The sequence below is a fragment of the Bacillus sp. FSL R5-0712 genome (genome assembly GCF_038593285.1).
In the GTDB taxonomy this organism is placed as follows: Bacteria; Bacillota; Bacilli; order Bacillales; family Bacillaceae; genus Bacillus; species Bacillus safensis.
In genome coordinates this window covers 1,421,182-1,445,342 of the sequence record NZ_CP151981.1, presented here as the reverse complement: position 1 = coordinate 1,445,342, position 24,161 = coordinate 1,421,182, and the positions used below count along the sequence as shown (strand labels likewise).

The window sequence follows — 24,161 nt, the reverse complement described above, 5'->3', positions numbered from 1 at the left end:
GGAAAACATGCTATAATAAATGCATTAAAGTGAGGTGAAAATGATGAGAGTGAAGTGCTCATTATGTGAAAAGCTTGAAACCATTGATGATGATACACTCGTTGCGAAACGGTTAAGAAACCGGCCAATTCATACATATATGTGCGATGACTGCCAAGAACGCATTAAAATAAAGACAGAAGCTCGCATCAAAACCGGCAGATTCTCTCTTTATCAGGATCCTGCGACAAAAGAGAAAAAGAAGAAAAAAGGAAAGAAAGAACAAAAGACATAAAAAAAGACCTGACACATGTTCAGGTCTTTTTTTACGTATTGACTGTTCCTTCTTTTTTCGCACGATGCAGCCGTATTTTATAAATAATCAAAATGGCAGCTGCCACAACTAGGCCTTCCGCTACTGGCAGGAAGATTCCTAGAAATGTGAGAAACGTGCAGCCAAAAATCAAAAACAAATAAATCACGAGCGCTTTTAAAATCGGTAAACGTCTTGCAAAGCCGAGCTTAAAAACAATAATCGCTAAAACAAGGATGGTGCCATATAGGAGCCACATCCCTGTTTGCGGATTTTCATCGACACGAAACAGCATCGCGAAAAAGGATAGATTTTCACTTACTTCCTGATCATTCAAAAAGATTCCCTCCCCTTATCTTTCAGGGTTCTATCTTTTTAATTCTTCATGGAATTAAGATAATCCTGCTAGCTTTTTCTTCTTCGCTGCTCTCTCACGTTCGTTTTTGTCTAAAATTTTCTTTCTAAGACGAATTGATTCAGGAGTAACCTCACAGTATTCGTCTTCATTCAAGTACTCAAGAGATTCCTCAAGTGACATAATACGAGGTTTTTTCATACTAACCGTTTGATCTTTCGTCGCTGAACGTACGTTTGTTTGTTGTTTCATACGGCTTACGTTTACAACAAGGTCATTCTCACGGTTATGCTCCCCAACAATCATCCCTTGGTATACTTCAGTACCTGGCTCAACGAAGATCACACCGCGCTCTTCAACACCTTGGATTCCGTAAGCAGTCGCTTTACCTGTTTCCATTGAAACAAGTACACCTTGACGGCGTCCGCCAACTTGACCAGACTGCATTGGCTGGTAGCTGTCAAACGTATGGTTCAAAATACCAAAACCACGAGTTAATGAAAGAAATTCAGTTGTATATCCAATTAAACCACGTGATGGCACTGTAAAGATCAGGCGAACTTGACCGTTACCATTGTTGATCATGTCAATCATTTCACCTTTTCTTGCACCCATTGATTCCATGACAGAGCCAGTATGCTCTTCTGGTACATCAATTTGAACGCGCTCAACAGGCTCACATCGAACACCATCAACTTCTTTTACAATAACTTCTGGCTTCGATACTTGTAATTCAAATCCTTCACGTCTCATATTCTCAATGAGAATGGATAAGTGAAGCTCTCCGCGTCCAGAAACAACCCAAGCATCAGGTGAATCAGTTGGATCCACACGAAGACTGACGTCTGTTTGAAGCTGCTGCTCTAAACGCTCTTCGATTTTACGTGATGTCACGTATTTTCCTTCACGGCCTGCAAATGGGCTGTTGTTTACAACAAACGTCATTTGAAGTGTCGGCTCATCAATACGAAGGATTGGAAGTGCCTCTTGGTGTTCTACCGGACAAACCGTTTCACCTACGTTGATGTCTTCCATTCCAGATACAGCGACAAGATCTCCCGCTTTCGCTTCGTTGATTTCCACTCGTTTTAACCCTTGGAAACCAAAGATCTTTGTCACGCGGAATTGTTTCACAGTGCCGTCGACTTTCATCAAGGCTACCTGCTGTCCTACTTGCATTGTTCCTCTGAATACACGGCCAATTCCAATTCTGCCAACATAATCATTGTAATCAAGTAGCGCCACTTGGAATTGAAGCGGCTCTTCATGGTTATCGACCGGGCAAGGAATATGGTTCACAATAGCTTCAAACAATGATTCCATGTTTTCATCTTGCTTGCTCGCATCGTTACTTGCTGTACCATTGATTGCTGATGCATAGACAACTGGGAACTCAAGCTGTTCTTCTGTTGCATCCAATTCAATGAACAAGTCAATCACTTCATCGACTACTTCAGCCGGACGAGCAAAGTCGCGGTCAATTTTATTGACGACAACGATTGGTGTTAAGTTTTGCTCAAGTGCTTTTTTCAGCACAAAGCGTGTTTGAGGCATACAGCCTTCATAAGCATCCACAACAAGGAGTACACCATCTACCATTTTCATGATACGCTCAACTTCACCACCGAAATCGGCGTGTCCTGGTGTATCTAAAATATTAATGCGTGTATCTTTATAATTTATCGCAGTATTTTTAGCTAAAATCGTAATACCGCGCTCTCGCTCTAAATCATTTGAATCCATGGCTCTCTCAGCGATATTTTCATTCGCACGGAAAGTACCAGCTTGATGGAGCAATTGGTCAACAAGCGTCGTTTTACCATGGTCAACGTGGGCAATAATTGCGATGTTGCGAAGGTCTTTTCGAAGTTTCACATTTTCATCTCCTAAAATAATTAGATAACTTTCATATTATATCACAATCCCCTTTAAATGCCGATCGTTTTTCTGTAAACTTATATTAACTCTAAAAAAAGGGATGGGGACATATGAAACAAATCAAATGGCTTCTATTATTATGTGCATTACTTGCAGTTGTCAGTATGGCGTTTATTGGGGTAACTCTTGCAGAAAAAAACATACTGGGTATATGTCTAAGCATTGTATTCGCCATGATTTTCATGGGTACAGGATTTACATTAAAAAGAAAATTAAACGTGCAATCATAAAATTAGTTAAAAGCCTTTTACATTCTACATGTAGAAGGCTTTTTATTTTGAGTAAAAACAAGACAAATCACCTATGAAAGCTTCATTCATCAGACGGAACGTATCTTGAAGAGTTGACAAAAGTAAGCAATCTGAACCCCTCCATTTTTCGACAAGAACTTTTATAGTTCTCCAAAATCAAACATAAAGTTACAATTTTCCTATTCTTCCACAAAGTTTCTCATGGTATGCTTTTCTTGCAACAAAATTTAACAGAAAAGGGAGAGAAAAGAAGCATGAAGAAGTTTTTGAGCAAATCGCTCAGCTCTGTTGTATTTTTCGCTTTAGCTATCATTCTTACTTTCACAACAGTAGCTCCTGGGCAAGCAAGCGCTGCAACTTTCAAAGGAATTCCTTTTGAACAGCAGCAAATCATTAAAGAATTATTGGAGAAAAACGAGCGTGTCATCAACATTCTCATCAATTCATTTGTTGAGGAAGACAACAACTACACATTTGATGTGAAAAAAGCTGTTGAGCTCGGACTAACTGAAGAAGAAGCGGCGACTGCTGAGAAATTCTTAGATCGCGCAGCTGTTCTTACAATCGTTTTCAGTGAAAGCATCACTAAAAACGAAAAAGGGAAATTGGTTTTTGATGCAGCAAAAGCTGTTGAACTTGGTCTTACAAAAGAAGAAGCGGCTAAATTCGAAAAGCTTTTCAAATCAGTGATCAGAATTGCTGATCTTGCTGGTGATGCCCTTGTTCTAGACAAAAAAGGAAACGTTGTGATTGATTCAAAAATCGCAAAAGGTCTTGGATTCAGCTCTACTGAATTACTTGTTTTCAACCAAATGCTTAAGAAAATTCCTCAAGAGCAATTGAAAACGTTCTATGATGCAGTTCAAATTGCGAAAGAAAAATTAAGCTAAGCTAGAAAAACCCCCACCTGGTTTATCCAGATGGGGGTTTTTTATTTCAGCCAATAAAGAATGATCATCACGACATATCCCATACAAAACGCGATACTTGCTCGATATAACAGCTTGCCATAGTAGCGCTTTTCGAATTTTCTTCTTTCTTCCTTTTCATCTATATATGGCATGAGATCAGGAGTTTGTATAAAGGTTATTGGCTCTTTCATTTCGTGATAAAGGAGTTGGCAGCTCTCGCAGGATTGTAAGTGCTCTGCAACAATTTTATTTGTTTCTGCACTTGTGTCCCCCTCTATATAAAGTGGTAACAATTCTTCAATCAAATAACAGCTCATTTATTGAACTCCTCACAATGTAGCTTTCGCTTCAGCTCTAATCTGGCTCGATGAAGGGTTGTTTTGACTTTAGATAAACTCCAATTCAAAATTTCAGCTACTTCTTCATATGACAATTCTTGAATATCTCTTAAAATAAGGACCTCCCGGTAGGAATCCTTCAGCTGATAAATATGATGCCACAGCCTTTCTACATCAGCTTGTTTTTCAATGTGATCTTCTGGTGTCGTGAACGACTGCTGCTCTAAGAAATCTATTTCCTCTACGTTCGTAAAAGTCCATTTTACTTTTCGGCGATAATCATTCACAAATGTGTGATACGCAATGGTATAAAGCCATGTTTTTATACTTGAATGTCCCTTAAAGGAGGACAACCCATGAAGTGCCTTCATAAATACGTCCTGCGCAAGGTCCTTGGCCGTTTCCATATTTCCCGTCCGGCGATATAAATATTTGGTGATTTCCTGAAAATATTCTTCATAGATTTTTTCAATTTGCTCTGCTGGTCTGGACATCAAAAATAAAACCACACAGTCATCCAAATCGATAAAACGATAAAAAAGAAATATAACGAGTAAATAAACCCTTTCATACGTTTTAACTCGTCATAGTCATTCTGACCTTTCATCGGCGCTGAAGACTGCTTTTTACCCGTGTCCACATGCTGAAATTGCTGCTTGTGTGCCTTCATCCAGCTCGCTGCCTCGGCTCCCAGATCCCCTTCTTGATACAGTTCATATAAGTCTTGAAAGATGGCTTGTTTTTCTTTATCTGTCAAAACGATGCACCTCTTTTGTTCGTCCATTCACTTCATAGATTTTATGCTCATTTGATCCGAAGGTTTGGATGATGACAAGCCATGAAATGTCGATGTTCCCTTCTTTGTCGATCATCTTCACAGGTTTTATTTGTTTTTTATAAATCGTATATGGTTTATACCTTTTAAGTACTTGCTGATAGACGTCCTCCCGATCTTGATTAGATACTGCGTGCGGGATTGAAGAATCTGATTGTACTCTCAACTCAATTCCATCATCCCCTTTAAACAGATTGGCGACATGAGAGAAACGGTTAAACGTATATTGTTTGCTTTCACTAGTACCTGTTTCTTTCCTTACGTCTTTTGGCGTTTTCCCTATGATTTTTAACAAATCTTCATCGCTGACGTTCCCTTTTTTCTGTTGAAGAATCGTTTTTGACAGCTTAAAGCTGATAACTTCTTTTGTTGAGCCATTAAACAGAAACTCCGATTGATCTTTAGTTGTGACCCTCACTTCATGCTGCCAATTAAAATAAAATTCATCAATGCCTGTGATTTGATAAGCTGGCGGCTTTAAATTTAAATGTTTATAAATACTGTTGATCCTGTTTTTTATCTCCGTTTCTGTTAAACGGATGCCGTCTATATCCTTTAATTGAAAGATGGCGTTTACGTATCGCGCTTGTCGAAGCGTCCCTTTTTTCCAGGTGGCAGACGCTAAACTGTCCTCTTCATTCTGAGACATTTTTGGCAGAAGAAGAACGTCCGTTTCTCCGTCCTCTTTTTGTACAGTCAATTGAATGCGATTGAGATCTATTGACCGCCCGCTTCTTTCGAAAAATTCAATGGTTTTTTTCCTATATTCTTTATCGGTCATCTCCTTTCCCTCTACACGACCTCGATAAGAATATCCGCTTAATTCACCTGTAAACGGAGAAATATTCACTTCATACTGATCATCTGCAAACACGTAATGGTAAGGGATAGGCTGATGACTAGTATTTAAATACAGCGATTGATTCTCCGGTACAAACTTTGAAGCGAATGCTTTTGCACTTGCTGCTGATAAAGGGCGATATTCTTCTGAAAAAGTATCTACCAGTTCCGTTTTGGTAAATTGGAACATGGTATGAGGAATATTGACAACCGGGTTGAGTAACAGCAGAAAAAAGACAGTTATACAACCAACGCCCCACTTCCTTAATCTCAGCTTGTCCCGTAGTAAAGCAGATAACAAATCAATCGTCATAAAGCTTCCTGCTGCTGCCGCTAAAATGACTATCGATTTAAATGAAGATTGGAGCTCATGCTTCGAGATAGAAGGATAAAATATATAAAGCAAGGCTGCGAAAATTAAGCCATAGAAGAAAAGCAATTCCTTCCACTTTCGGTGCCAAAACAAGCGAAAGAAAAGGTGCAGCAGCAAAGCGGCAAAGCAAGCCATAACCAAAATGGTGATCATATCTCTCCATACTAGCCCCGTATCACCGCTAAGAAAGAACTTTTTGCTTTCAGCAAACACAATAAACACTGTTTGACATAAAGGCAGAAGTAATACAGATAAATCAAAAACAAAGAACATACCTTTATTTTTTAAATAAGGAAGAGTAATCACATAGTACAGTGATGCAAGCAAGACATACCCATAAATGAGAAATTGCATGAAATCTGTCAGCACTTCAAATGTTTCGATCGTATACTGTCTAGACAGAACTTGGTGGATCATTTCAACTGTCATCCCGCCAAGCAGAACAACTCTTAATACGATTCCAGCATAAAATACATAACTACTCCTCTTTTCTTTCCATATGGGGAGTGTTACGAACAGGACAAATAGTCCAAGTACACACCATTGAATGATGTGGATACTGTACTCATTTAAAATAAAATACCTTTCAAAATGGAGCGATAAATCACTAAACAAATCAAACATTGATACACAATCCTTTACTTGAAATTAAGGCCTCATTCGTATAGACATCCGCCTTACCAAAAAGTTTCAGGAAAAACAAAAAATCACTTCATTCTCATGAAGTGATGTCGTTTATTTTTTATTTCCGCTTCCTTTTATGTAATCATGCAAGATTTTTTCACAAATGGATCGATTTCCAGCCACTATACTGTTTTTGTCTAGGAACGTAAGACGTTCTCCGTGAATATTTGAGTAAACGGCCCCTACTTCATCAAGCAGTACGCAGCCCGCTGCATAATCCCACGGCGCAAGCCTTAAGGTGACATATGCGTCACTTCTGCCGCTTGCAATATAAGCAAGCTCAAGAGCAGCTGATCCAATCGTTCGTGTCCCTCTCACGTCACGCACAAGACGGGCAAATGGTTTGGCGTCAAAATAAGGGCTTTCAATCGCCCATGTCGGATTAATACCCACAATGGCTTTTTCAATCTCCACATCTTTTAATGGAGGGAGCAGGATATCGTTCATATAGGCTCCTTCTCCTTTAATGGCATGGTAGAGCTCGTCATGAATGACGTCATAAATAAGACCGATTTTCCCCACACCATTTTCAAATATCCCGATTGAAATGGCAAAGTTGCGTTTTTGATGGACAAAGTTCATTGTGCCATCGATCGGATCAATGATCCACACAATTCCATCGAGTGAGGTCACCTCTTCCCCTTGTCCCTCTTCTCCTAAAATGTGATGATCTGAAAATGTCGACTGTATTTTTTCAATAAAAAAACGTTCTGTTTCTTTATCGATATTCGTGACTAGATCATTTGGATTTGATTTTGTTTCAATTGATAGACCTTCCTGCATGGACGCTTTAATACGGCTTCCTGCTTCTTTTACCCAGAGCTTTGCAAGACGGTCAATTTCCACCCAGTTTGTCATCAGATTGTAAACCTCTTTTCTATGTAGGACCTATTTGTAATAGCATACTGATATTATGTACGTAAAAGCAAGAAAAAAGCAGCTTCATACAAAAACGAACCGATGAATTGGTTCGTTTTTACCTCACGCTGTTTTACCCTTGAAGCTGCTCCCATTCTTTTCTTAGGCGCTCAAGCTTTCGTTTGCTGCGTTCGATTTGGATGTCATCTTTTTGTTCGATGGCTTCATGAAGCGTAGAAAGCTCATAATCAACCTCTAATCTCCACACAGCGATGCGATTTTTCTTCTCCTGTCTATAGCCCTGCTTCACGATTTGCTTCATTGGTCAACGCCCCTTCCAGAGAATGATTCATTCCTTGTCAGTTTTCATTGATAAAAATTCAATCGATAAGAGAAATGGTTCTTGCTTATATCGTATGAAGCGATCGCATAACCGCAACGACATTCTGAAAATTGTGTCTTTACCTATTAATGATGTACCACAAAATGAAAGGTTTTAAACGCTGCACCACGCCCTTTTATCTGCCGGTGCATCTTTTTTTGAGCTTGACCCAAGCTATGATAAAATATGATCAGCGAAAAGATACAGGAGGCATAACATGAGTGAAATGCGTTTTAGAGATGAAGATTTTGAAACATTCACAGTTGATGGTTTAGATGAACGAATGACTGTATTAAAAGAAAGAGTCCGTCCAAAGCTTGAGGCACTTGGCGAACATTTTGCACCACTTCTTTCTTCTATTACAGGAGACGAAATGTTTGTACACGTCGCAAAGCATGCTAGAAGATCTGTCAACCCGCCAAATGATACATGGGTTGCTTTTGCAAACAGTAAGCGCGGATATAAAAAGCTCCCTCATTTTCAAATTGGGCTTTGGAAAACACATGTCTTTGTCTGGTTTGCGCTCATTTATGAATCTCCAGTTAAGGGTGAGTACGGCCAGCTATTTGAAAAAGAGCTAGACACCATCCAGCAGAAAATACCGCAAGATTTTGTTTGGTCTAAAGATCATATGAAACCAGATGTCATGCTTCACAGCGAACTAGATTCCGAACAGCTGAAAACGCTTTTTGAACGTGTTCAAACAGTGAAGAAAGCCGAGCTTCTGTGCGGCATTCAGCTGCCTAGAGAGGAAGTCGTTCAAATGAATAATGAAGAATTCCTATCGAAAATCGAAAATGCTTTCCGCACGCTGACGTATCTATACCGCTTCACACAGAAAGAATCTGTATAAAAAAACGAGCCTTTATAGGCTCGTTTTTTACATGCGTATAACGGCTGTCTCTTCTGCCTCTCTTGCGGTTTTCACTGCACGATAAGGGGAATACCCGCTTCCCTTTTCAAACGCTGCACAATGCGTTTTTTCCTCTGCTTTTGATGGCACAACCTCTTTAAATCGTTTATAAGCATCTAATAACTCCTGCTTCGCAATTCCTTTTTCATAGGCTTTTTCAACAGCCTGAAAAAATGAAATGACTGCAATTTTTTCCTCTGTCGTCCAGTCGACATCCATTGGATATTGATATTCCATTTACTTGTCCCTCACTTTAACACTCATTTCTCATTTGAACTTTTATTATAGCATCTGTTTGATCAGAAACCGATTGATTTTATGCTTTACATTCCGATCAGTTCATAATATAATTCTTTTGTTTTATGCAATGAAATCTGCTGTAATTGGCACAATAATAGCAGGTATTTCGATGAAGGTGGGAAAGCAATTGTCACAACATGATACACCCTTATATACTGGACTAAAAAAACACGCAGCAACCAATCCAGTCCAATTTCACATTCCAGGCCATAAAAAAGGAGCCGGAATGGATCCTGAATTTAGAGCATTCATTGGCGACAATGCATTAAGCATTGACCTCATTAATATAGAACCTCTCGATGATTTACATTCACCTCGAGGGATGATAAAAGAAGCACAGGAGCTTGCTGCTGAAGCCTTCGGTGCTGATCATACGTTTTTCTCCATTCAAGGCACAAGCGGCGCTATCATGACAATGGTGATGACGGTATGCGGGCCTGGAGATAAAATTATCGTTCCACGTAATGTCCATAAATCAATTATGTCCGCGATTGTATTTTCTGGCGCAGTTCCTGTTTTTATTCACCCAGAAATAGACAAAGAACTTGGCATCTCTCACGGTATTACACCTGAATCAGCCAAAAAGGCGCTCACTGAGCATCCAGATGCGAAAGGATTGCTTGTCATTAATCCAACGTATTTTGGTATTTCAGCAGACTTAAAATCAATCGTAGACATTGCCCATTCATTTGATGTGCCTGTCCTTGTCGATGAAGCACACGGTGTGCATATACATTTTCACGATGAGCTTCCCCTCTCTGCGATGCAGGCAGGTGCCGACATGGCAGCAACAAGTGTCCATAAACTCGGCGGCTCTCTTACGCAGAGCTCTATTTTAAATATGAAGGAAGGGCTTGTTTCAAAAGACCGCGTGCAATCGATTTTGAGTATGCTGACGACAACATCCACTTCTTATTTGCTCTTAGCGTCACTTGATGTCGCTCGAAAACGATTAGCCACTGAAGGAAAGGCACTTGCAGACGAAGCCATTCGTTTGGCTGAATCAGCGAGAGACCGCTTGAATCAAATTGACGGTATTAGCTGCATTGGCAAGGAAATACTTGGATCAGCTTCTACTTACGATTATGACCCAACGAAATTAATTATCTCCATTAAAGACCTTGGGTTAAACGGACATGATGTCGAAAAATGGCTGAGAGAAAGCTATCGAATTGAAGTAGAACTCTCTGACCTTTATAATATTTTATGTATCGTAACCCCTGGCGATTCAGATGAGACAATTGATACGCTCGTGACGGCGATGCAGGAAATTGCCGCAGTCTCTACTCGTGATGGCGGCAAACAAGCGGTAACAGAGGTACTGCTGCCTGATATCCCATCGCTTGCTATGACGCCGCGTGACGCCTTTTATGCCACAACAGAAGTCGTTCCTTTTAAGGAAGCAGTCGGCCGCATCACCGCAGAGTTTGTGATGGTATATCCGCCAGGTATTCCAATTTTTATACCAGGTGAAATTATCACAGAAGAAAATATATCGTATATCTTTAAAAATATTGAAATTGGCCTCCCTGTCCAAGGACCTGAAGATTCAACGCTTGAAATGATCCGTGTGATTAAGGAACAAAAACCAATTTTATAAAAAAGAAACATGCAGCCCCAAATGGAGCTGCATGCTTTTTTTATTTATTCAGAGGCTTCATCACAGCAATGACAGTGACCGCACGTTCCGTATAGCGTTGTCACTTTTTCATTTTCAAATTGATCAATGGTTTCATTGCAATCTTGACAAATAATTGTACCCACGTACATTCCCCTTTTCTTCATTCATAGTTTGAAAGCGTTTGATCTATTTCTTATCTCTATAATATGATGTCACATTTAAGTTGTCAACGGTTAATTGTATGACACATTTAATCATTTTTTATAAATATGTGCTTTTTTCTCATCATATTGAGGGAACGTTTCAATTGTATTTTGCTTCATATCAATTCTGTAACAATTGAGTAACAATCGAAAATTGTCAAAAGGGACATGATACACTAGAGTGACTAACAGGGAACAAGCTCCTAAAAATGTTGGGACAACCCCAAATGATTTTGAGGTGAATAGATTGAATTTTATGAGGACACTTCTCATTATATTCCCCATGCTCTTTGTACTTAGTTCATGCTCATTTGCGTATATCATACCGAATCAGACCGACCAAGTCCGTCATATTCAAAAACCGAGAATTCTCTTTTTTACTGATGCAGAAAACCTTGATAAAGAAAGCCCTTATTATGATGCAGTCCTCGATTTAAAGAATGAATACCCTAAGGAAATGTCAAAAATGATTGTGAAAGAAGATCGTAAAGGCTGGAAAAATGAAGTGGACGAATTACCGGCTATTTTACTTGTCAATGATGAAAAAGTGATCGTGAAGGTGGAAGGAAACGTCCGCAGTAAACAGGAGATCTTATCGCCCTTATGCCATGCTTTAGACCGCGTCAATACAAACTAATGATATTTTCCTTGCACTTATATATAACCATATGAAAAAACCCCTCACCTCATGAGGGGTTTTTCATATGGTGTTCAGGGCGCAAAAAAACCCTCTCCATCAAGGAGAGGGTTTCATAGGTTCATTATTTTACGATGTGGATTGGGCTTCCGATTGCTACTTCAGCCGTTTCCATTGTAATTTCACCTAATGTTGGGTGAGCATGAATTGTCATAGCGATGTCTTCAGCAGTCACTCCAGCTTCAATTGCAAGGCTAAGCTCTGAAATCATATCAGAAGCGCCAACACCTGCGATTTGTGCACCGATAACTAGACCATCCTCTTTACGAGTGATCATTTTCATGAAGCCATCAGTTGCATCAAGAGAAAGTGCACGTCCGTTTGCTGCGAATGGGAATTTCGCTGCAACGATTTCGATTCCTTCTGCTTTTGCTTCTGCTTCAGTGTATCCAACAGTTGCAAGTTCTGGCTCAGAGAATACAACAGCAGGAATACCAAGGTAATCAATTTCAGCTGGCTCTCCAGCGATTGCTTCAGCTGCAATTTTACCTTCGTAAGAAGCCTTGTGTGCAAGTGGTGGTCCATCAACGATGTCACCAATTGCATAGATGTTAGATACGCTTGTACGGCATTGTTTGTCTGTTTTGACAACTCCGCGGTCAGTCAATTCAACACCAACTTGCTCAAGACCAAGCTCATCAGTGTTTGGACGACGACCAACAGTCACAAGTACGTAATCAGCATCAACTGTTTTTTCTTCACCTTTTACTTCGAATGTAACAGTGACACCATCAGATTTTTCTTCAACGCCTTTTGCAAGAGCGTTTGTATGGATTTCAACGTTTCCTTTTTTCTTCAGGTTACGTTTAACCAATGAGCTCATTTGCTTTTCGAAACCTGGAAGGATTTCGTCTCCACCTTCAAGGATCACAACTTCTGTTCCAAAGTTTGCATAAGCAGTACCAAGCTCAGTACCGATGTATCCACCACCGATAACAACTAACTTTTTAGGTACTTCTTTAAGCGCTAAAGCACCAGTTGAGTTGATCACGCGGTCTGTGTATTTAAAAGTAGGCAATTCGATTGGACGAGATCCAGTAGCAAGAATTGCATTTTTGAAAGTGTAAGTCTGTGCTGAATTTTCATCCATTACACGTACAGAGTTGCTGTCTACGAAATAAGCTTCACCTTTAACGATGTCTACTTTATTTCCTTTAAGAAGACCTTGAACTCCACCTGTTAATTTGTTTACAACAGAAGCTTTCCACTCTTGAACTTTTGTGAAATCAACTGTTACGTTTTCAGCTTTGATACCCATGTCTTCAGAATGCTTAGCATTTTCGAAACGATGGCCAGCATTGATTAATGCTTTTGAAGGAATACAACCAACGTTTAGACATACACCGCCAAGTGTTCCTTTTTCAACGATTGTTACTTTTTGTCCAAGCTGTGCAGCACGAATAGCAGCTACATATCCACCAGGACCTGCACCGATGACAAGAGTATCTGTTTCGATTGGGAAATCTCCTACTACCATGACATTACGCCTCCATTAAAATTAATTGTGGATCATTCAATAAACGCTTGATGTGGTTAAGGGCATTTTGCGCAGTAGCTCCGTCAATCATACGGTGGTCAAAGCTTAGGGAAAGAGCTAAGACTGGAGCTGCAACGATTTCGCCATCACGAACAACCGCTTTTTCAGCGATTCGGCCAATACCAAGGATCGCTACTTCTGGGTGGTTGATGACTGGAGTAAACCATTGTCCACCAGCAGAACCGATGTTTGTGATTGTGCAAGATGCACCTTTCATTTCAGCTGGAGCCAATTTACCATCACGTGCTTTTGTTGCAAGCTCATTGATTTCGTTAGAAACTTCGAAAATCGCTTTGCGATCTGCATTTTTCACAACTGGAACGAGCAAGCCTTTTTCAGTATCAGCTGCAATTCCGATGTTGTAGTAATGCTTTTGCACAACTTCATCTGTTTTATCATCGATAGAAGTGTTAAGTACTGGGTACTTTTTCAAAGCAGAAGTTAAAGCTTTTACAACGTAAGGCAAGTAAGTTAACTTGATTCCTTGATCAGCTGCAACTTGTTTGAATTGTTTACGATGTGCAACAAGGTTTGTTACATCAACTTCATCCATTAATGTTACGTGAGGAGCTGTATGCTTAGAGTTCACCATTGCTTTCGCGATTGCTTTGCGGATTCCGCTCATTTTCTCGCGAGTTTCTGGGAATTCTCCTTCAAGAACTGGAGCTGCTGCCGCTTTAGGAGCTGCTTCTTCTTTCGCACTTTCAGCTGCTTGAGGTGCTGCTGCTGGGGCTGCAGAACCACCATTAACGAAGCTGTCGATATCTTCTTTTAACACACGTCCGTTTTTACCAGAACCTGCAACTTTGTAAATTTCAACGCCTTTTTCACGAGCATATTTACGTACAGATGGCATAGCGATCACGCGTTTGTTTGGATCAGCATCTACTTGCTCTTGTGCGCCTGCACCAGTTGCTGCTGCCGCTTCTTCTTGTGCTACTTCTTTCTTCTCTGGCTCGTTACCAGCTTCAGCAGTACCTTGTACTTGAGCTTCAGTTTTTGCTTCGCCTTCTTCTTCGCTGCCTTTAAATTGAAGATTTTCGTAACCAGGTGCATCAAACGTAATGATTGTTTGTCCTACAGTTGCAACTGTTCCCTCTTCAACTTTTAATTCTAATACTTTTCCTTTAACAGGTGAAGGAATTTCTACAACTGCTTTATCATTTTGTACCTCTGCTAAAACGTCATCTTCATTGATTTCGTCGTTTGGTTTAACAAACCACTTAACGATCTCACCTTCGTGGATACCTTCTCCGATGTCCGGAAGTTTAAATTCAAATGCCACTGTTTTTCGCCTCCTAGATTTTGTTGAACCCTTGTTGTGTATGTTTACACGGTCATGTAATTGATAAAGGGGAAGAGAAATAAATTCTTTTCCCCTCTGTCATTTAATTAAAATTCAAGAACTTTTTTCGCTGTTTCAAGTACATCTTTATGGTTTGGAAGCCATACGCTCTCAGCTTGAGAGAAAGCAAATACAGTATCAGGTGCAGCTACACGAAGTACTGGTGCTTCCAGGCTAAGGATCGCTCTGTCATTGATTTCAGCTACTACGTTTGCAGCAATACCAGCTTGTTTTTGTGCTTCTTGAACAACGATCGCACGGCCTGTTTTTTCAACAGAAGCGATGATTGTTTCAATATCAAGCGGGCTTACTGTGCGAAGGTCGATAACTTCAGCAGAAACGCCTTCTTTTTCTAGCTCTTCAGCAGCTTTTAGTGATTCGTGAACCATTGCACCGTAAGTGATGATTGAAAGGTCAGTACCTTCACGTTTCACGTCAGCTTTACCGATTTCAATTGTGTACTCTTCTTCAGGAACTTCCTGACGGAAAGAACGATAAAGTTTCATATGCTCAAGGAACACTACAGGATCGTTGTCACGAATTGCAGAAATTAAAAGTCCTTTTGCATCATAAGGTGTTGAAGGAATGACAACCTTGATACCAGGCTGTTGTGCGATAAGACCTTCTAAGCTGTCAGCGTGAAGCTCAGGTGTGTGAACTCCTCCACCGAATGGAGAACGGATTGTCACTGGAGAATGCCAGCGTCCGCCAGAACGGTAACGCATACGAGCCATTTGTCCAGAAACAGAATCTAATACTTCGTAAACGAATCCGAAGAATTGAATTTCCATTACTGGGCGGAATTCTTGTAGTCCAAGGCCAATTGCAAGACCGCCAATACCAGATTCAGCAAGTGGAGTATCGAATACACGATCCTCACCAAACTCTTTTTGCAATCCTTCAGTCGCACGGAATACGCCGCCGTTTTTACCAACGTCTTCTCCGAAAACGAGAACGTTTTCGTCATTTTTCAGTTCTGTGCGTAACGCATCAGTGATCGCTTGAATCATTGTCATTTGCGCCATGGCTTACTTCGACTCCTTCTGTTTGTAAATTTCAAGCTGTTCAACTAAGTTGAATGGTTTCACATCGTACATGTTTTCAATCAAGTCAGTGACTTTTTGCTTAGGCTGTTCGTCAGCTTCTTTGATCGCTTGTTTGATTTGTTCTTTTGCATCTTCGATCACTTTATTCTCTTCTTCTTCAGACCATAGGCCTTTGTTTTCCAAGAATTTGCGGTAGCGTACCAATGGATCTTTTTGCTCCCACTCGTTTTCATCTTCTTTTGTACGATATCTTGTTGGATCGTCACCAGCCATTGTATGTGGGCCGTAACGGAATGTAAGAGTTTCGATTAATGTTGGACCTTCACCATTTACAGCGCGCTCACGAGCTTCAGCAGTTGCTGCATAAACAGCTAATGCATCCATACCGTCAACTTGTACGCCTACGATACCAGCTGCAGCTGCTTTTTGTGCAATTGTTTGTGCAGCAGACTGCTTTTCAACAGGTGTAGAGATCGCATATCTGTTGTTTTGGACAACAAAAATCGCTGGCGCTTTGTAAGCCCCTGCAAAGTTAATACCTTCGTAGAAATCACCTTGTGAAGCTCCACCGTCACCAGTGTAAGTGATTGCAACAGCTTTTTTACCGCGCTTTTTCAAACCAAGAGCTACACCAGCAGCTTGAATGATTTGTGCACCGATAATGATTTGCGGTGAAAGTGCATTCACATCATCAGGCATTTGGTTACCAACAAAGTGTCCGCGAGAGAACAAGAATGCTTTTGTTAGCGGAAGACCATGCCAGATTAATTGTGGTACATCACGATATCCTGGAAGAATGAAATCTTCTTTCTCAAGTGCAAAGTGAGTTGCAAGCTGAGAAGCCTCTTGTCCAGCTGTTGGCGCATAGAAGCCAAGACGTCCTTGACGGTTCAATGAAATTGAACGTTGATCTAATACACGTGTAAACACCATACGGCGCATTAATTCTTTTAATTGGTCATCTGAAAGATCCGGCATTGCCGCTTCGTTTACGACTTCGCCTTTTTCGTTTAAAATTTGAAACGTTTCAAACTGCTTTTTGATGGCATCAAATTGCTTTTTGCTATCAACAATTGCTTTTTTTGTTTTTGCAGCCATTCTAAAGTCACCTCTTCCTTTCTTTTAACAGTCCATTTGTCGTGAATCCATTTATACATACAGATATAGGATAACCCAAAATACTCATATGACTCCTGTATATAATAGCCACTAAGATCGTTGTCGAAACATAGGTTGACCACTCTTTTTTGAGTCCTTCTAACTGTATTAACGATAGTTCACAAAAAACTAATACAACTTCTGTTAACAAGGAATAGTTTACAACAAGAAAAATAGTCCGTCAATTGATTTAACGGCTTTATTTAAATAAATGTATTCGCTTTACTTTTTATGGTGAACTGTATCAATCTGTTTAACAAACAACCTAATCTGTACTAGTATAGAGTGTACTACTGTACTACAATAGAAAATGTTTGTTTTTGTCGAAAAATAAAAAAAGAGCTGTTTTTCAGCTCTTTTTTGACTCTTGTTCTGCTGCTTTATACAAATCCTTTTTATGATCATTCAATTGATCTGTATATCGATTGAACTTCTTACTTTCTTTTCTGACTTTGCTATATGAACGATTGACGGTCTTCAGCTTAGACTTCAGCTCTTCATATCCTAGATCCTTTTTCTTTAAAGATTGATACAAATGCTGATCTTGTTTCAGCGCCTTTTGATACTCCTTGTATAGCTGATCATATGATGCATATCGTTTCTCGATCGATTTGACTGTTTGATCTGCTTTCTCTTTTAACTCGGCATCTTGCAATCGTGCGGCAGATTCCTTTACCGTATTCAATTCTTTTTTCGATTCATCCATGCTGTCTTTTTCTGTTTTTAAATGTTCTTCTCGTTTCGCTGCCGATGCTAATGCCTGATCAGAAAGGCTTGACACTGTTTTTGTATGGTCCTTTGTTGTTTGAATCATTTTTGTATACAGCTTCTGCTCTTTTTTCTCATAGCTTTGCAGTGTACCTTGCTCTTTTTCGAAGGAAGCTTCTTTTTCACTCATTTTCGTCATCGCATCCTGCATGTCATTGAATGGATTTTGACCTCCGCATCCTGTCAGCAAAAGGGTACATATCCCCGCTAAAGCAGCACCTGCTTTCATGCTTCTTTTCATCTGTCTCATCACAAGGTCCCCCTTTACATCTCCACATACCACTATAATTTTTATAGACGTTTGTGACAAGGAAAGAGGTCAGTCAAATGAGGCGGAGAAGATTTTTTTCAAGCAATAGGCGCATGACTATACAAATAGTGCATTCATACATAGTTTATATTACACGCTTCGCCTTCACTTATGAGAGGCCAAGTGTATTTCCAAAGGAGGTCAAAAGTATGTCTAATTATAGTCATGGAAGTATGTATGGTGGATACGGCGGTTACGGGTATGGATTCGGTGGTGGATATGGCGGCGGCTGTTGTTACCCAAGCTATGGCGGTGGATACGGATGCGGATACGGCGGCGGACGTACATTCGCTTTAATCGTTGTGCTTTTCATCCTATTAATTATCGTTGGCGCAGCATTCTTAGGCGGCGGTGGCTGCTGCTAAGGCTGTTTAAGCCTCTGACCGGTCTCATAGGACCGGTCTTCTTTATTTCATTGCATATGTTGTGTATCATTTTATATACTTTACATACAAAGGAAATAGGAGTGAAGTTTTGTGATTACCATGGATGATATCGTAAGGGACGGCCATCCCGTCTTAAGACAAACAGCTGAAGCGGTCGAGCTCCCGCCGACAGAAGAGGAAAAACAGCAATTAGCTGACATGATCGAATTCGTCAAAAACAGTCAGGATGCTGACATTGCTGAAAAATATGGACTAAGACCCGGCGTTGGATTGGCAGCTCCGCAAATCAATATTAGTAAACGAATGATCGCTGTTCACTGTGAGGATGAAGACGGAGAAGAATACAGCTATGCTCTGTTCAACCCGCGTATTGTCAGTCATTCAGTCAAAAGAGCTTATTTAGCGACTGGTGAAGGCTGCTTATCAGTTGATGAAGCCATCCCTGGATTTGTTCCTCGATATCAAAAAATCAGGGTCAAGGCCACTACGCTTGAAGGAGAGGACATTGATATCCGTCTAAAAGGGTTCCCTGCCATTGTCTTTCAGCACGAAATTGACCATTTAAATGGTATTATGTTTTATGATCATATTCAAAAGGATCAGCCATTCGCTGAGCCAGAAAACTCTGTTGCGATCGGCAGATCATGACATAAAAAGAAGACCCGTCGATCTAAGGGTCTTCTTTTTTATTCTTCAATGAGGCCAAGCTGGGTCACTGCATGGAATATGCCGTCCTCATCTACTGGCTTTGTCACAAAATCAGCCAATGCCTTCAGTTCACTCACAGCATTTCCCATCGCCACGCCTGTTCCAGCAAACGAAATCATTTCTCTATCGTTCAGTCCGTCTCCAAAGGCAATGGTATCCTTTTGATCGTAAGGAAGTCTTTCGATGACTCGTTTGATTCCTTCAGCTTTTGATCCGCCTTTTGGCAGAACGTCTGTTGACAGCTCATGCCATCTGACAAGGTCAATTTCTTCGCGGAATGCCTTATACTCCACTTCCTCTTCTGCCTTACAAAATAACAGCATTTGAAAAATGTCGTTTTCTTTAAAGTAAGATACATCGTGCTCAGGATGCTCGGTTTTTAAAGTACCGATTCCTTCATGGATAAACGGATGATTCGGCACAGACGCCTTCATCGTTTCTTCTCCCATAAAAACAAGCGGATGATCATGACGATCCGCTGTCTCATAAATCCGCTCCATCAGCTCCTGCTTCAGCGGATTGCCGTAAATAACGTCTCCCTCATACATGACATACTGACCGTTATAAGCAATGAATGAGTCAAGCCCTAATTCTTCTAAAATGGGCCGAATCAAAAAAGGAGAACGCCCAGATGCAATGAAGAGATGATGACCTTTTTCTTTTAATAAATGAACCGCTCGCTTCGTTGACTCAGGTATATTTTTATCATGGTCATATAAAGTACCGTCGATATCAAAGAAGATGACTTTTTTATTCATATCTCGCCCTCCTGCTCTTCGTTATGTATACACACTCCCTTTCATCATACAGAAAGATTTCCGCTTTCGAAACCAATTCCTTTTGAAAGCGCCTATTTCCCACATATAACCATGTAACATTCAATAGAAACATCATATAATACAAGTATATAGAGAGACCGGAACACGCTGGTTAAGCTTACTTCAACCCGAAAGGAGGCGGCATGTGATGCTTCGTCGTCTGCGTAAGAAAATTCGAAGACAATGGAAGGACATGCTTCGTAAAAAATCGATTGCTTAAAGGGATCTTCCGCACATTTGCCGAAGGTCCTTTTTTCTCAGAGACTTTTCTTATGCGCGTTTTTTTAATATAATAGAATAAGCGAGTGTAACATACGGTATTTAAGGAGAGATTTGGATGATATATAAGGTATTTTTTCAGGCAAGTACTACTGAGGTACCTGTAAGAGAACACACAGATTCACTATACGTTGAAGCGGTTTCTGAAAGAGACGTACGCGATAAGTTGAAAAAACATAACTACAACATTGAATTCATTCAGCCTGTAGACGGTGCTTTTTTAGACTATGAACGAGAAAGTGAAAATTTTAAAGTATTGGAGCTATGAGAGGAATGAAATTTGTTAAAAACGATCAGGCGGCAGTTTTTGCGCTCGGCGGTTTAGGCGAGATCGGTAAAAACACGTATGGCGTTCAATTTCAAGATGAAATCATTTTAATTGATGCAGGTATTAAGTTTCCTGAAGACGAGCTTCTTGGAATTGACTACGTCATCCCTGACTATACGTACTTAGTTAAAAACGAAGATAAAATCAAAGGTCTTTTCATCACTCACGGACATGAAGACCACATCGGCGGTATCCCTTACCTTCTCAAGCAAGTGAATATTCCAGTTTACGGCGGCAAACTCGCAATCGGCCTACTTCGTAATAAATTGGAAGAGCACGGTCTCTTGAGACAAACAAAACTTCACATTTTTGAAGAAGAAGATACCATTAAATTTAGAAAAACAGCCGTGTCTTTCTTTAGAACGACTCACAGTATTCCAGATTCTTATGGAATTGTCGTCAAGACACCTCCTGGTAACATCGTACATACAGGTGATTTCAAGTTTGACTTTACTCCTGTTGGCGAGCCTGCCAATTTAACCAAAATGGCTGAGATCGGAAAAGAAGGCGTCCTTTGTCTTTTATCTGATAGTACAAATAGTGAAATCCCAGAATTTACGATGTCTGAAAGACGCGTAGGTGAAAGCATTGATGACATCTTTAGAAAAGTCGATGGACGCATCATCTTTGCCACGTTTGCTTCAAACATTCACAGACTTCAGCAAGTGATTGAATCTGCTGTTGCCAACGGCAGAAAAGTCGCTGTATTTGGACGCAGTATGGAATCTGCCATTGATATTGGTCAAGATCTTGGCTATATTAAATGTCCAAAAAACACGTTTATTGAACATAATGAAATCAACCGCCTTCCGGCTAACAAAGTGACCATTCTTTGTACTGGAAGCCAGGGTGAACCGATGGCAGCTCTTTCTCGTATTGCCAACGGTACTCACCGCCAGATTTCTATTAACCCTGGAGACACTGTTGTCTTCTCATCTTCACCGATTCCAGGTAACAATATTAGTGTAAGCCGCACCATTAACCAGCTTTATCGTGCAGGTGCTGAGGTCATTCATGGCTCGCTTAATAATATTCATACATCTGGTCACGGCGGACAAGAAGAACAAAAACTCATGCTCCGTTTAATTAAACCAAAATTCTTTATGCCGATTCACGGTGAATACCGCATGCAAAAAACGCATATCAAGCTTGCGAATGATTGCGGCATCCCTGAGGAAAACTGCTTTATCATGGATAACGGTGAAGTTCTTGCACTTAAAGGTGACGAAGCAAGTGTCGCTGGCAAAATTCCATCAGGCAACGTGTATATCGACGGAAGCGGTATTGGCGATATCGGAAACATCGTTTTAAGAGACCGCCGCATTCTTTCTGAAGAAGGTCTTGTCATTGTCGTCGTGAGCATGGACATGAAAGAATTCAAAATCTCTGCTGGTCCTGATTTGATCTCAAGAGGTTTTGTCTACATGAGAGAATCTGGAGACCTGATCAACGATGCACAGGATTTAATTTCGAAGCATCTTGAAAAAGTAATGGAACGTAAGACAACTCAGTGGTCTGAAATCAAGAACGAAATTACTGACACCCTTGCACCTTTCCTTTATGAAAAAACAAGACGCCGTCCAATGATCTTACCGATTATTATGGAAGTGTAATCACAAAAAGAGACACAAGCCGCTTGGCTGTGTCTCTTTTTTTCACTATTCATTGAAAAAAGCGCATATATACAAGGTACACATGCGGTTTCTCATTTTTATTGAATTGGGAGATGCTGAAAGCTTCTGACATCAAACAAACCCTTTGTCGTCATTTTCACATCAGGAATGACTGGGAGTGCCAAGAAGGACAGCGTCAAAAATGGATTAAAATCTAATGTAAAGCCTGTTTCTTTCAACGCTTCATGGAGTGCATGAAGGCTTTCATTTACAAGATGTGCCGGCTGATCTGAAAGTAAACCAGAGATCGGTAATGGCAGCGTATGAAGAGACTGACCCTCTTTGACAACCGTCAAACCGCCCCCTGCTTCTTTTAATGCGTCAATGGCTTTCACGATATCAGCATCATTTGTGCCAACCGCAATTAAATTGTGAGAATCATGCGCAACCGTTGTTGCAATTGCGCCCTTTTCTAATCCAAAGCCGCTGACAACCCCTATCCCCATTTCAGATAAGCCTTGATGGCGTTCAACAAGCACCATTTTTAATACATCTCTTTCTGTATCACTAGTGAATTGTCCGTTCGTTTCTGATGGAGAGATGCGTTCTAATTTTGTTTCTAGCTGATTTGGAATAATGCGGATGACATTCATTTTTTGATGAGCTGTGATAGGCAGAGACAGATCCTGCTCTTGAACGTCTATAGCATGAACAGATTGTAATAAGGCTGGACTTGGTGCAATTTTTTCGACACTTGGCTTGTACTCTCCATGCTGCGCCACCAATTCTCCTGCAATAAATACGCTGGTGATGTCTACTTGATGAAGATCAGAGACAAGCATAAAATCAGCATCAAAGCCTGGCGCAATGGCTCCCTTTGTTTTGAGGCCAAAGCACTCCGCTGCGTTTAAACTTCCCATTTGATACGCTAAAAATGGGTCTAACCCTTCTTTTATAGACATACGTACTTGTTCATCAATACTTCCTTCAGCCATTAAATCATCTAAATGTTTATCATCGGTACAAAAGAAAAAACGTCTCGCATTCTTTTCATTCACAGCTGGTAAAACGTTTTTCACGTTTTTGGCAACAGAGCCTTCTCTCAGCATGACATACATGCCTCGTTTTACACGTTCAAGGGCTTCGCCGGCTGTTGTTACCTCGTGATCTGTTTGGACACTAGCTGTGCGGTAAACGTTTATTAATCGGTCCGTTAAGCCTGCTAAATGGCCATCAATCAATTTATTCTCATTTTGAGCATCAAGCAGTTTTTGAAGCATATCTTCTTCAGCCTGCTCCACACCGACGTAATCCATCACCTCGGCAAGACCAAGTACCTCTTTCTCTTGATACAAAGGCTTTAAATCTTTCGCTTTTAAAACAGCACCTGATCGCTCAAAACTAACTGCCGGTACGCAGGATGGCAGCATGAAATAAATATTTAAGGCAGCTTTTCTCGCTTCTTCCAGCATAAAACGGATGCCTGTGATCCCTGACACATTGGCAATTTCATGCGGGTCTGTTACGACAGTTGTCACACCGCGCGGGACGACAGCTTTGGAGAATTCAGCAGGGGTCACCATAGAGGACTCGATATGAACGTGGCCATCAATAAAACCGGGTACAAGCATTTGACCTGCTGCATCCAGCTCCTGTTCTCCCTCGTACTCTCCAATCCCTACTATTTGTCCATTTTCAACAGCGACATCAGCGTTTAGCCATTCCTGGTTAAACACGTCCATAACCTTCGCATGTTTAATCACTAGGGCTGCTTTTTTTCTCTTTGCAGCTACCTCAATTTGATGTCTGAAAAGCTCCTTATCCAACGACACTGCCTCCTCCAAGTAAACAATATAATGTTTCTTATCGTAAACGAATCTGTTTGCCCAGTCAATGACATTTAGAGAAAATCATCCAGATAAAAAGACTGATTTTTATTTCTGAATAGTGATAATTGCATGAATAATATGATGATTGACTTTAGCTGTTTATGCAGAACAAAACAGCCCTTTTAAATGTCTTCTTCCCTCTTCACTGTCCACCTCATGTGTACACAATCATATAAAAAAACACC

General features: G+C 40.5%; 27 protein-coding genes. 10 read left to right on the top strand and 17 right to left on the bottom strand.

Annotation, left to right across the window (positions count from 1 at the left end; genetic code table 11):
* The first annotated feature begins 40 nt into the window (after window positions 1–40).
* Window positions 41–274, top strand: a complete 234-nt coding sequence (locus tag NSU11_RS07215; protein WP_223250959.1) for a YlaI family protein — start codon at window positions 41–43, stop codon at window positions 272–274.
* A 31-nt stretch (window positions 275–305) separates the two neighbouring features.
* On the opposite strand, the gene NSU11_RS07210 is transcribed toward NSU11_RS07215, so the two are convergent.
* Both NSU11_RS07210 and typA read right to left on the bottom strand, forming a co-directional pair.
* Window positions 306–629, bottom strand: a complete 324-nt coding sequence (locus NSU11_RS07210) for a YlaH-like family protein (RefSeq protein ID WP_003210819.1) — start codon at window positions 627–629, stop codon at window positions 306–308.
* A 54-nt stretch (window positions 630–683) separates the two neighbouring features.
* Window positions 684–2,522 (bottom strand): translational GTPase TypA, encoded by a 1,839-nt coding sequence (gene typA / locus NSU11_RS07205; RefSeq protein WP_048238847.1) that lies wholly within the window; start codon window positions 2,520–2,522, stop codon window positions 684–686.
* A gap of 113 nt (window positions 2,523–2,635) precedes the next feature.
* On the opposite strand from typA, the gene NSU11_RS07200 reads away from it, so the two are divergent.
* Window positions 2,636–2,815: a DUF5325 family protein gene (locus NSU11_RS07200; RefSeq protein ID WP_024426900.1), complete on the top strand. Its 180-nt coding sequence runs from the start codon at window positions 2,636–2,638 to the stop codon at window positions 2,813–2,815.
* 275 nt (window positions 2,816–3,090) lie between these two features.
* On the top strand, window positions 3,091–3,726 hold the full coding sequence (locus tag NSU11_RS07195) for a hypothetical protein (protein ID WP_024424766.1): 636 nt from the start codon (window positions 3,091–3,093) through the stop codon (window positions 3,724–3,726).
* Between the two features lie 41 nt (window positions 3,727–3,767).
* Here NSU11_RS07195 and NSU11_RS07190 read toward each other — a convergent pair whose 3' ends face one another.
* The 6 genes from NSU11_RS07190 to NSU11_RS07165 all read right to left on the bottom strand — a co-directional run bounded on the left by NSU11_RS07190 (window position 3,768) and on the right by NSU11_RS07165 (window position 7,997).
* Window positions 3,768–4,064, bottom strand: a complete 297-nt coding sequence (locus tag NSU11_RS07190; protein WP_024424765.1) for a zf-HC2 domain-containing protein — start codon at window positions 4,062–4,064, stop codon at window positions 3,768–3,770.
* Window positions 4,061–4,579 carry a sigma-70 family RNA polymerase sigma factor gene (locus tag NSU11_RS07185; protein WP_029706720.1) on the bottom strand — a complete coding sequence of 173 codons (519 nt, stop codon included), beginning with the start codon at window positions 4,577–4,579 and terminating at the stop codon, window positions 4,061–4,063. Before NSU11_RS07185 ends, NSU11_RS07190 begins: the two co-directional genes overlap by 4 nt.
* Complete coding sequence (locus NSU11_RS07180) at window positions 4,579–4,842, bottom strand: hypothetical protein (protein WP_024424763.1); 264 nt, start codon at window positions 4,840–4,842, stop codon at window positions 4,579–4,581. Before NSU11_RS07180 ends, NSU11_RS07185 begins: the two co-directional genes overlap by 1 nt.
* Window positions 4,832–6,757 carry a hypothetical protein gene (locus NSU11_RS07175; RefSeq protein WP_216100329.1) on the bottom strand — a complete coding sequence of 642 codons (1,926 nt, stop codon included), beginning with the start codon at window positions 6,755–6,757 and terminating at the stop codon, window positions 4,832–4,834. Before NSU11_RS07175 ends, NSU11_RS07180 begins: the two co-directional genes overlap by 11 nt.
* 111 nt (window positions 6,758–6,868) lie before the next feature.
* Window positions 6,869–7,675 carry an inositol monophosphatase family protein gene (locus NSU11_RS07170; RefSeq protein WP_024426895.1) on the bottom strand — a complete coding sequence of 269 codons (807 nt, stop codon included), beginning with the start codon at window positions 7,673–7,675 and terminating at the stop codon, window positions 6,869–6,871.
* A 133-nt stretch (window positions 7,676–7,808) separates the two neighbouring features.
* Complete coding sequence (locus tag NSU11_RS07165; protein WP_024424761.1) at window positions 7,809–7,997, bottom strand: hypothetical protein; 189 nt, start codon at window positions 7,995–7,997, stop codon at window positions 7,809–7,811.
* 277 nt (window positions 7,998–8,274) lie between these two features.
* Between NSU11_RS07165 and NSU11_RS07160 the strand changes: the two genes are divergently transcribed.
* Window positions 8,275–8,910 carry a DUF1054 domain-containing protein gene (locus NSU11_RS07160; protein WP_171464198.1) on the top strand — a complete coding sequence of 212 codons (636 nt, stop codon included), beginning with the start codon at window positions 8,275–8,277 and terminating at the stop codon, window positions 8,908–8,910.
* Between the two features lie 27 nt (window positions 8,911–8,937).
* Here NSU11_RS07160 and NSU11_RS07155 read toward each other — a convergent pair whose 3' ends face one another.
* Entirely contained in the window at window positions 8,938–9,207 is a 270-nt protein-coding gene (locus NSU11_RS07155; RefSeq protein ID WP_034281639.1) for a UPF0223 family protein, read from the bottom strand.
* A gap of 190 nt (window positions 9,208–9,397) precedes the next feature.
* On the opposite strand from NSU11_RS07155, the gene NSU11_RS07150 reads away from it, so the two are divergent.
* Entirely contained in the window at window positions 9,398–10,870 is a 1,473-nt protein-coding gene (locus NSU11_RS07150; RefSeq protein WP_342493867.1) for an aminotransferase class I/II-fold pyridoxal phosphate-dependent enzyme, read from the top strand.
* 44 nt (window positions 10,871–10,914) lie between these two features.
* Here NSU11_RS07150 and NSU11_RS07145 read toward each other — a convergent pair whose 3' ends face one another.
* Window positions 10,915–11,034, bottom strand: coding sequence for a GapA-binding peptide SR1P (locus NSU11_RS07145; RefSeq protein WP_003212464.1), 120 nt, complete (start codon window positions 11,032–11,034; stop codon window positions 10,915–10,917).
* 316 nt (window positions 11,035–11,350) lie between these two features.
* Here NSU11_RS07145 and NSU11_RS07140 point away from each other — a divergent pair, with 316 nt between their 5' ends.
* Window positions 11,351–11,731: a hypothetical protein gene (locus tag NSU11_RS07140; RefSeq protein WP_223250976.1), complete on the top strand. Its 381-nt coding sequence runs from the start codon at window positions 11,351–11,353 to the stop codon at window positions 11,729–11,731.
* Window positions 11,732–11,855: 124 nt separating this feature from the next.
* Here NSU11_RS07140 and lpdA read toward each other — a convergent pair whose 3' ends face one another.
* The 5 genes from lpdA to NSU11_RS07115 all read right to left on the bottom strand — a co-directional run bounded on the left by lpdA (window position 11,856) and on the right by NSU11_RS07115 (window position 17,895).
* Window positions 11,856–13,268, bottom strand: coding sequence for a dihydrolipoyl dehydrogenase (lpdA, locus tag NSU11_RS07135; protein WP_039178233.1), 1,413 nt, complete (start codon window positions 13,266–13,268; stop codon window positions 11,856–11,858).
* 4 nt (window positions 13,269–13,272) lie between these two features.
* Window positions 13,273–14,613, bottom strand: a complete 1,341-nt coding sequence (locus NSU11_RS07130) for a dihydrolipoamide acetyltransferase family protein (RefSeq protein ID WP_039178229.1) — start codon at window positions 14,611–14,613, stop codon at window positions 13,273–13,275.
* Between the two features lie 107 nt (window positions 14,614–14,720).
* The gene (gene pdhB / locus NSU11_RS07125) at window positions 14,721–15,698 is read right to left on the bottom strand and encodes a pyruvate dehydrogenase complex E1 component subunit beta (protein WP_039178226.1); all 978 of its coding nucleotides are present in this window, start codon (window positions 15,696–15,698) and stop codon (window positions 14,721–14,723) included.
* 3 nt (window positions 15,699–15,701) lie between these two features.
* Complete coding sequence (pdhA, locus tag NSU11_RS07120) at window positions 15,702–16,817, bottom strand: pyruvate dehydrogenase (acetyl-transferring) E1 component subunit alpha (protein WP_039178223.1); 1,116 nt, start codon at window positions 16,815–16,817, stop codon at window positions 15,702–15,704.
* 409 nt (window positions 16,818–17,226) lie between these two features.
* Window positions 17,227–17,895 carry a YkyA family protein gene (locus tag NSU11_RS07115; protein ID WP_064498399.1) on the bottom strand — a complete coding sequence of 223 codons (669 nt, stop codon included), beginning with the start codon at window positions 17,893–17,895 and terminating at the stop codon, window positions 17,227–17,229.
* A gap of 233 nt (window positions 17,896–18,128) precedes the next feature.
* Between NSU11_RS07115 and NSU11_RS07110 the strand changes: the two genes are divergently transcribed.
* Complete coding sequence (locus tag NSU11_RS07110) at window positions 18,129–18,320, top strand: YjcZ family sporulation protein (RefSeq protein ID WP_029706718.1); 192 nt, start codon at window positions 18,129–18,131, stop codon at window positions 18,318–18,320.
* Window positions 18,321–18,431: 111 nt separating this feature from the next.
* On the top strand, window positions 18,432–18,989 hold the full coding sequence (gene def / locus NSU11_RS07105; protein WP_024424751.1) for a peptide deformylase: 558 nt from the start codon (window positions 18,432–18,434) through the stop codon (window positions 18,987–18,989).
* Between the two features lie 38 nt (window positions 18,990–19,027).
* Here def and NSU11_RS07100 read toward each other — a convergent pair whose 3' ends face one another.
* Window positions 19,028–19,807 carry a Cof-type HAD-IIB family hydrolase gene (locus NSU11_RS07100; RefSeq protein ID WP_101677235.1) on the bottom strand — a complete coding sequence of 260 codons (780 nt, stop codon included), beginning with the start codon at window positions 19,805–19,807 and terminating at the stop codon, window positions 19,028–19,030.
* A 397-nt stretch (window positions 19,808–20,204) separates the two neighbouring features.
* Here NSU11_RS07100 and NSU11_RS07095 point away from each other — a divergent pair, with 397 nt between their 5' ends.
* Both NSU11_RS07095 and rnjA read left to right on the top strand, forming a co-directional pair.
* Window positions 20,205–20,414, top strand: a complete 210-nt coding sequence (locus NSU11_RS07095) for a DNA-directed RNA polymerase subunit epsilon (protein ID WP_008345114.1) — start codon at window positions 20,205–20,207, stop codon at window positions 20,412–20,414.
* A gap of 5 nt (window positions 20,415–20,419) precedes the next feature.
* A complete protein-coding gene (gene rnjA / locus NSU11_RS07090) occupies window positions 20,420–22,087 on the top strand; it encodes a ribonuclease J1 (protein ID WP_012009818.1) in 1,668 nt (555 codons plus the stop codon).
* A 98-nt stretch (window positions 22,088–22,185) separates the two neighbouring features.
* On the opposite strand, the gene ade is transcribed toward rnjA, so the two are convergent.
* On the bottom strand, window positions 22,186–23,913 hold the full coding sequence (gene ade, locus NSU11_RS07085) for an adenine deaminase (protein ID WP_025092364.1): 1,728 nt from the start codon (window positions 23,911–23,913) through the stop codon (window positions 22,186–22,188).
* Window positions 23,914–24,161 lie beyond the last annotated feature (248 nt).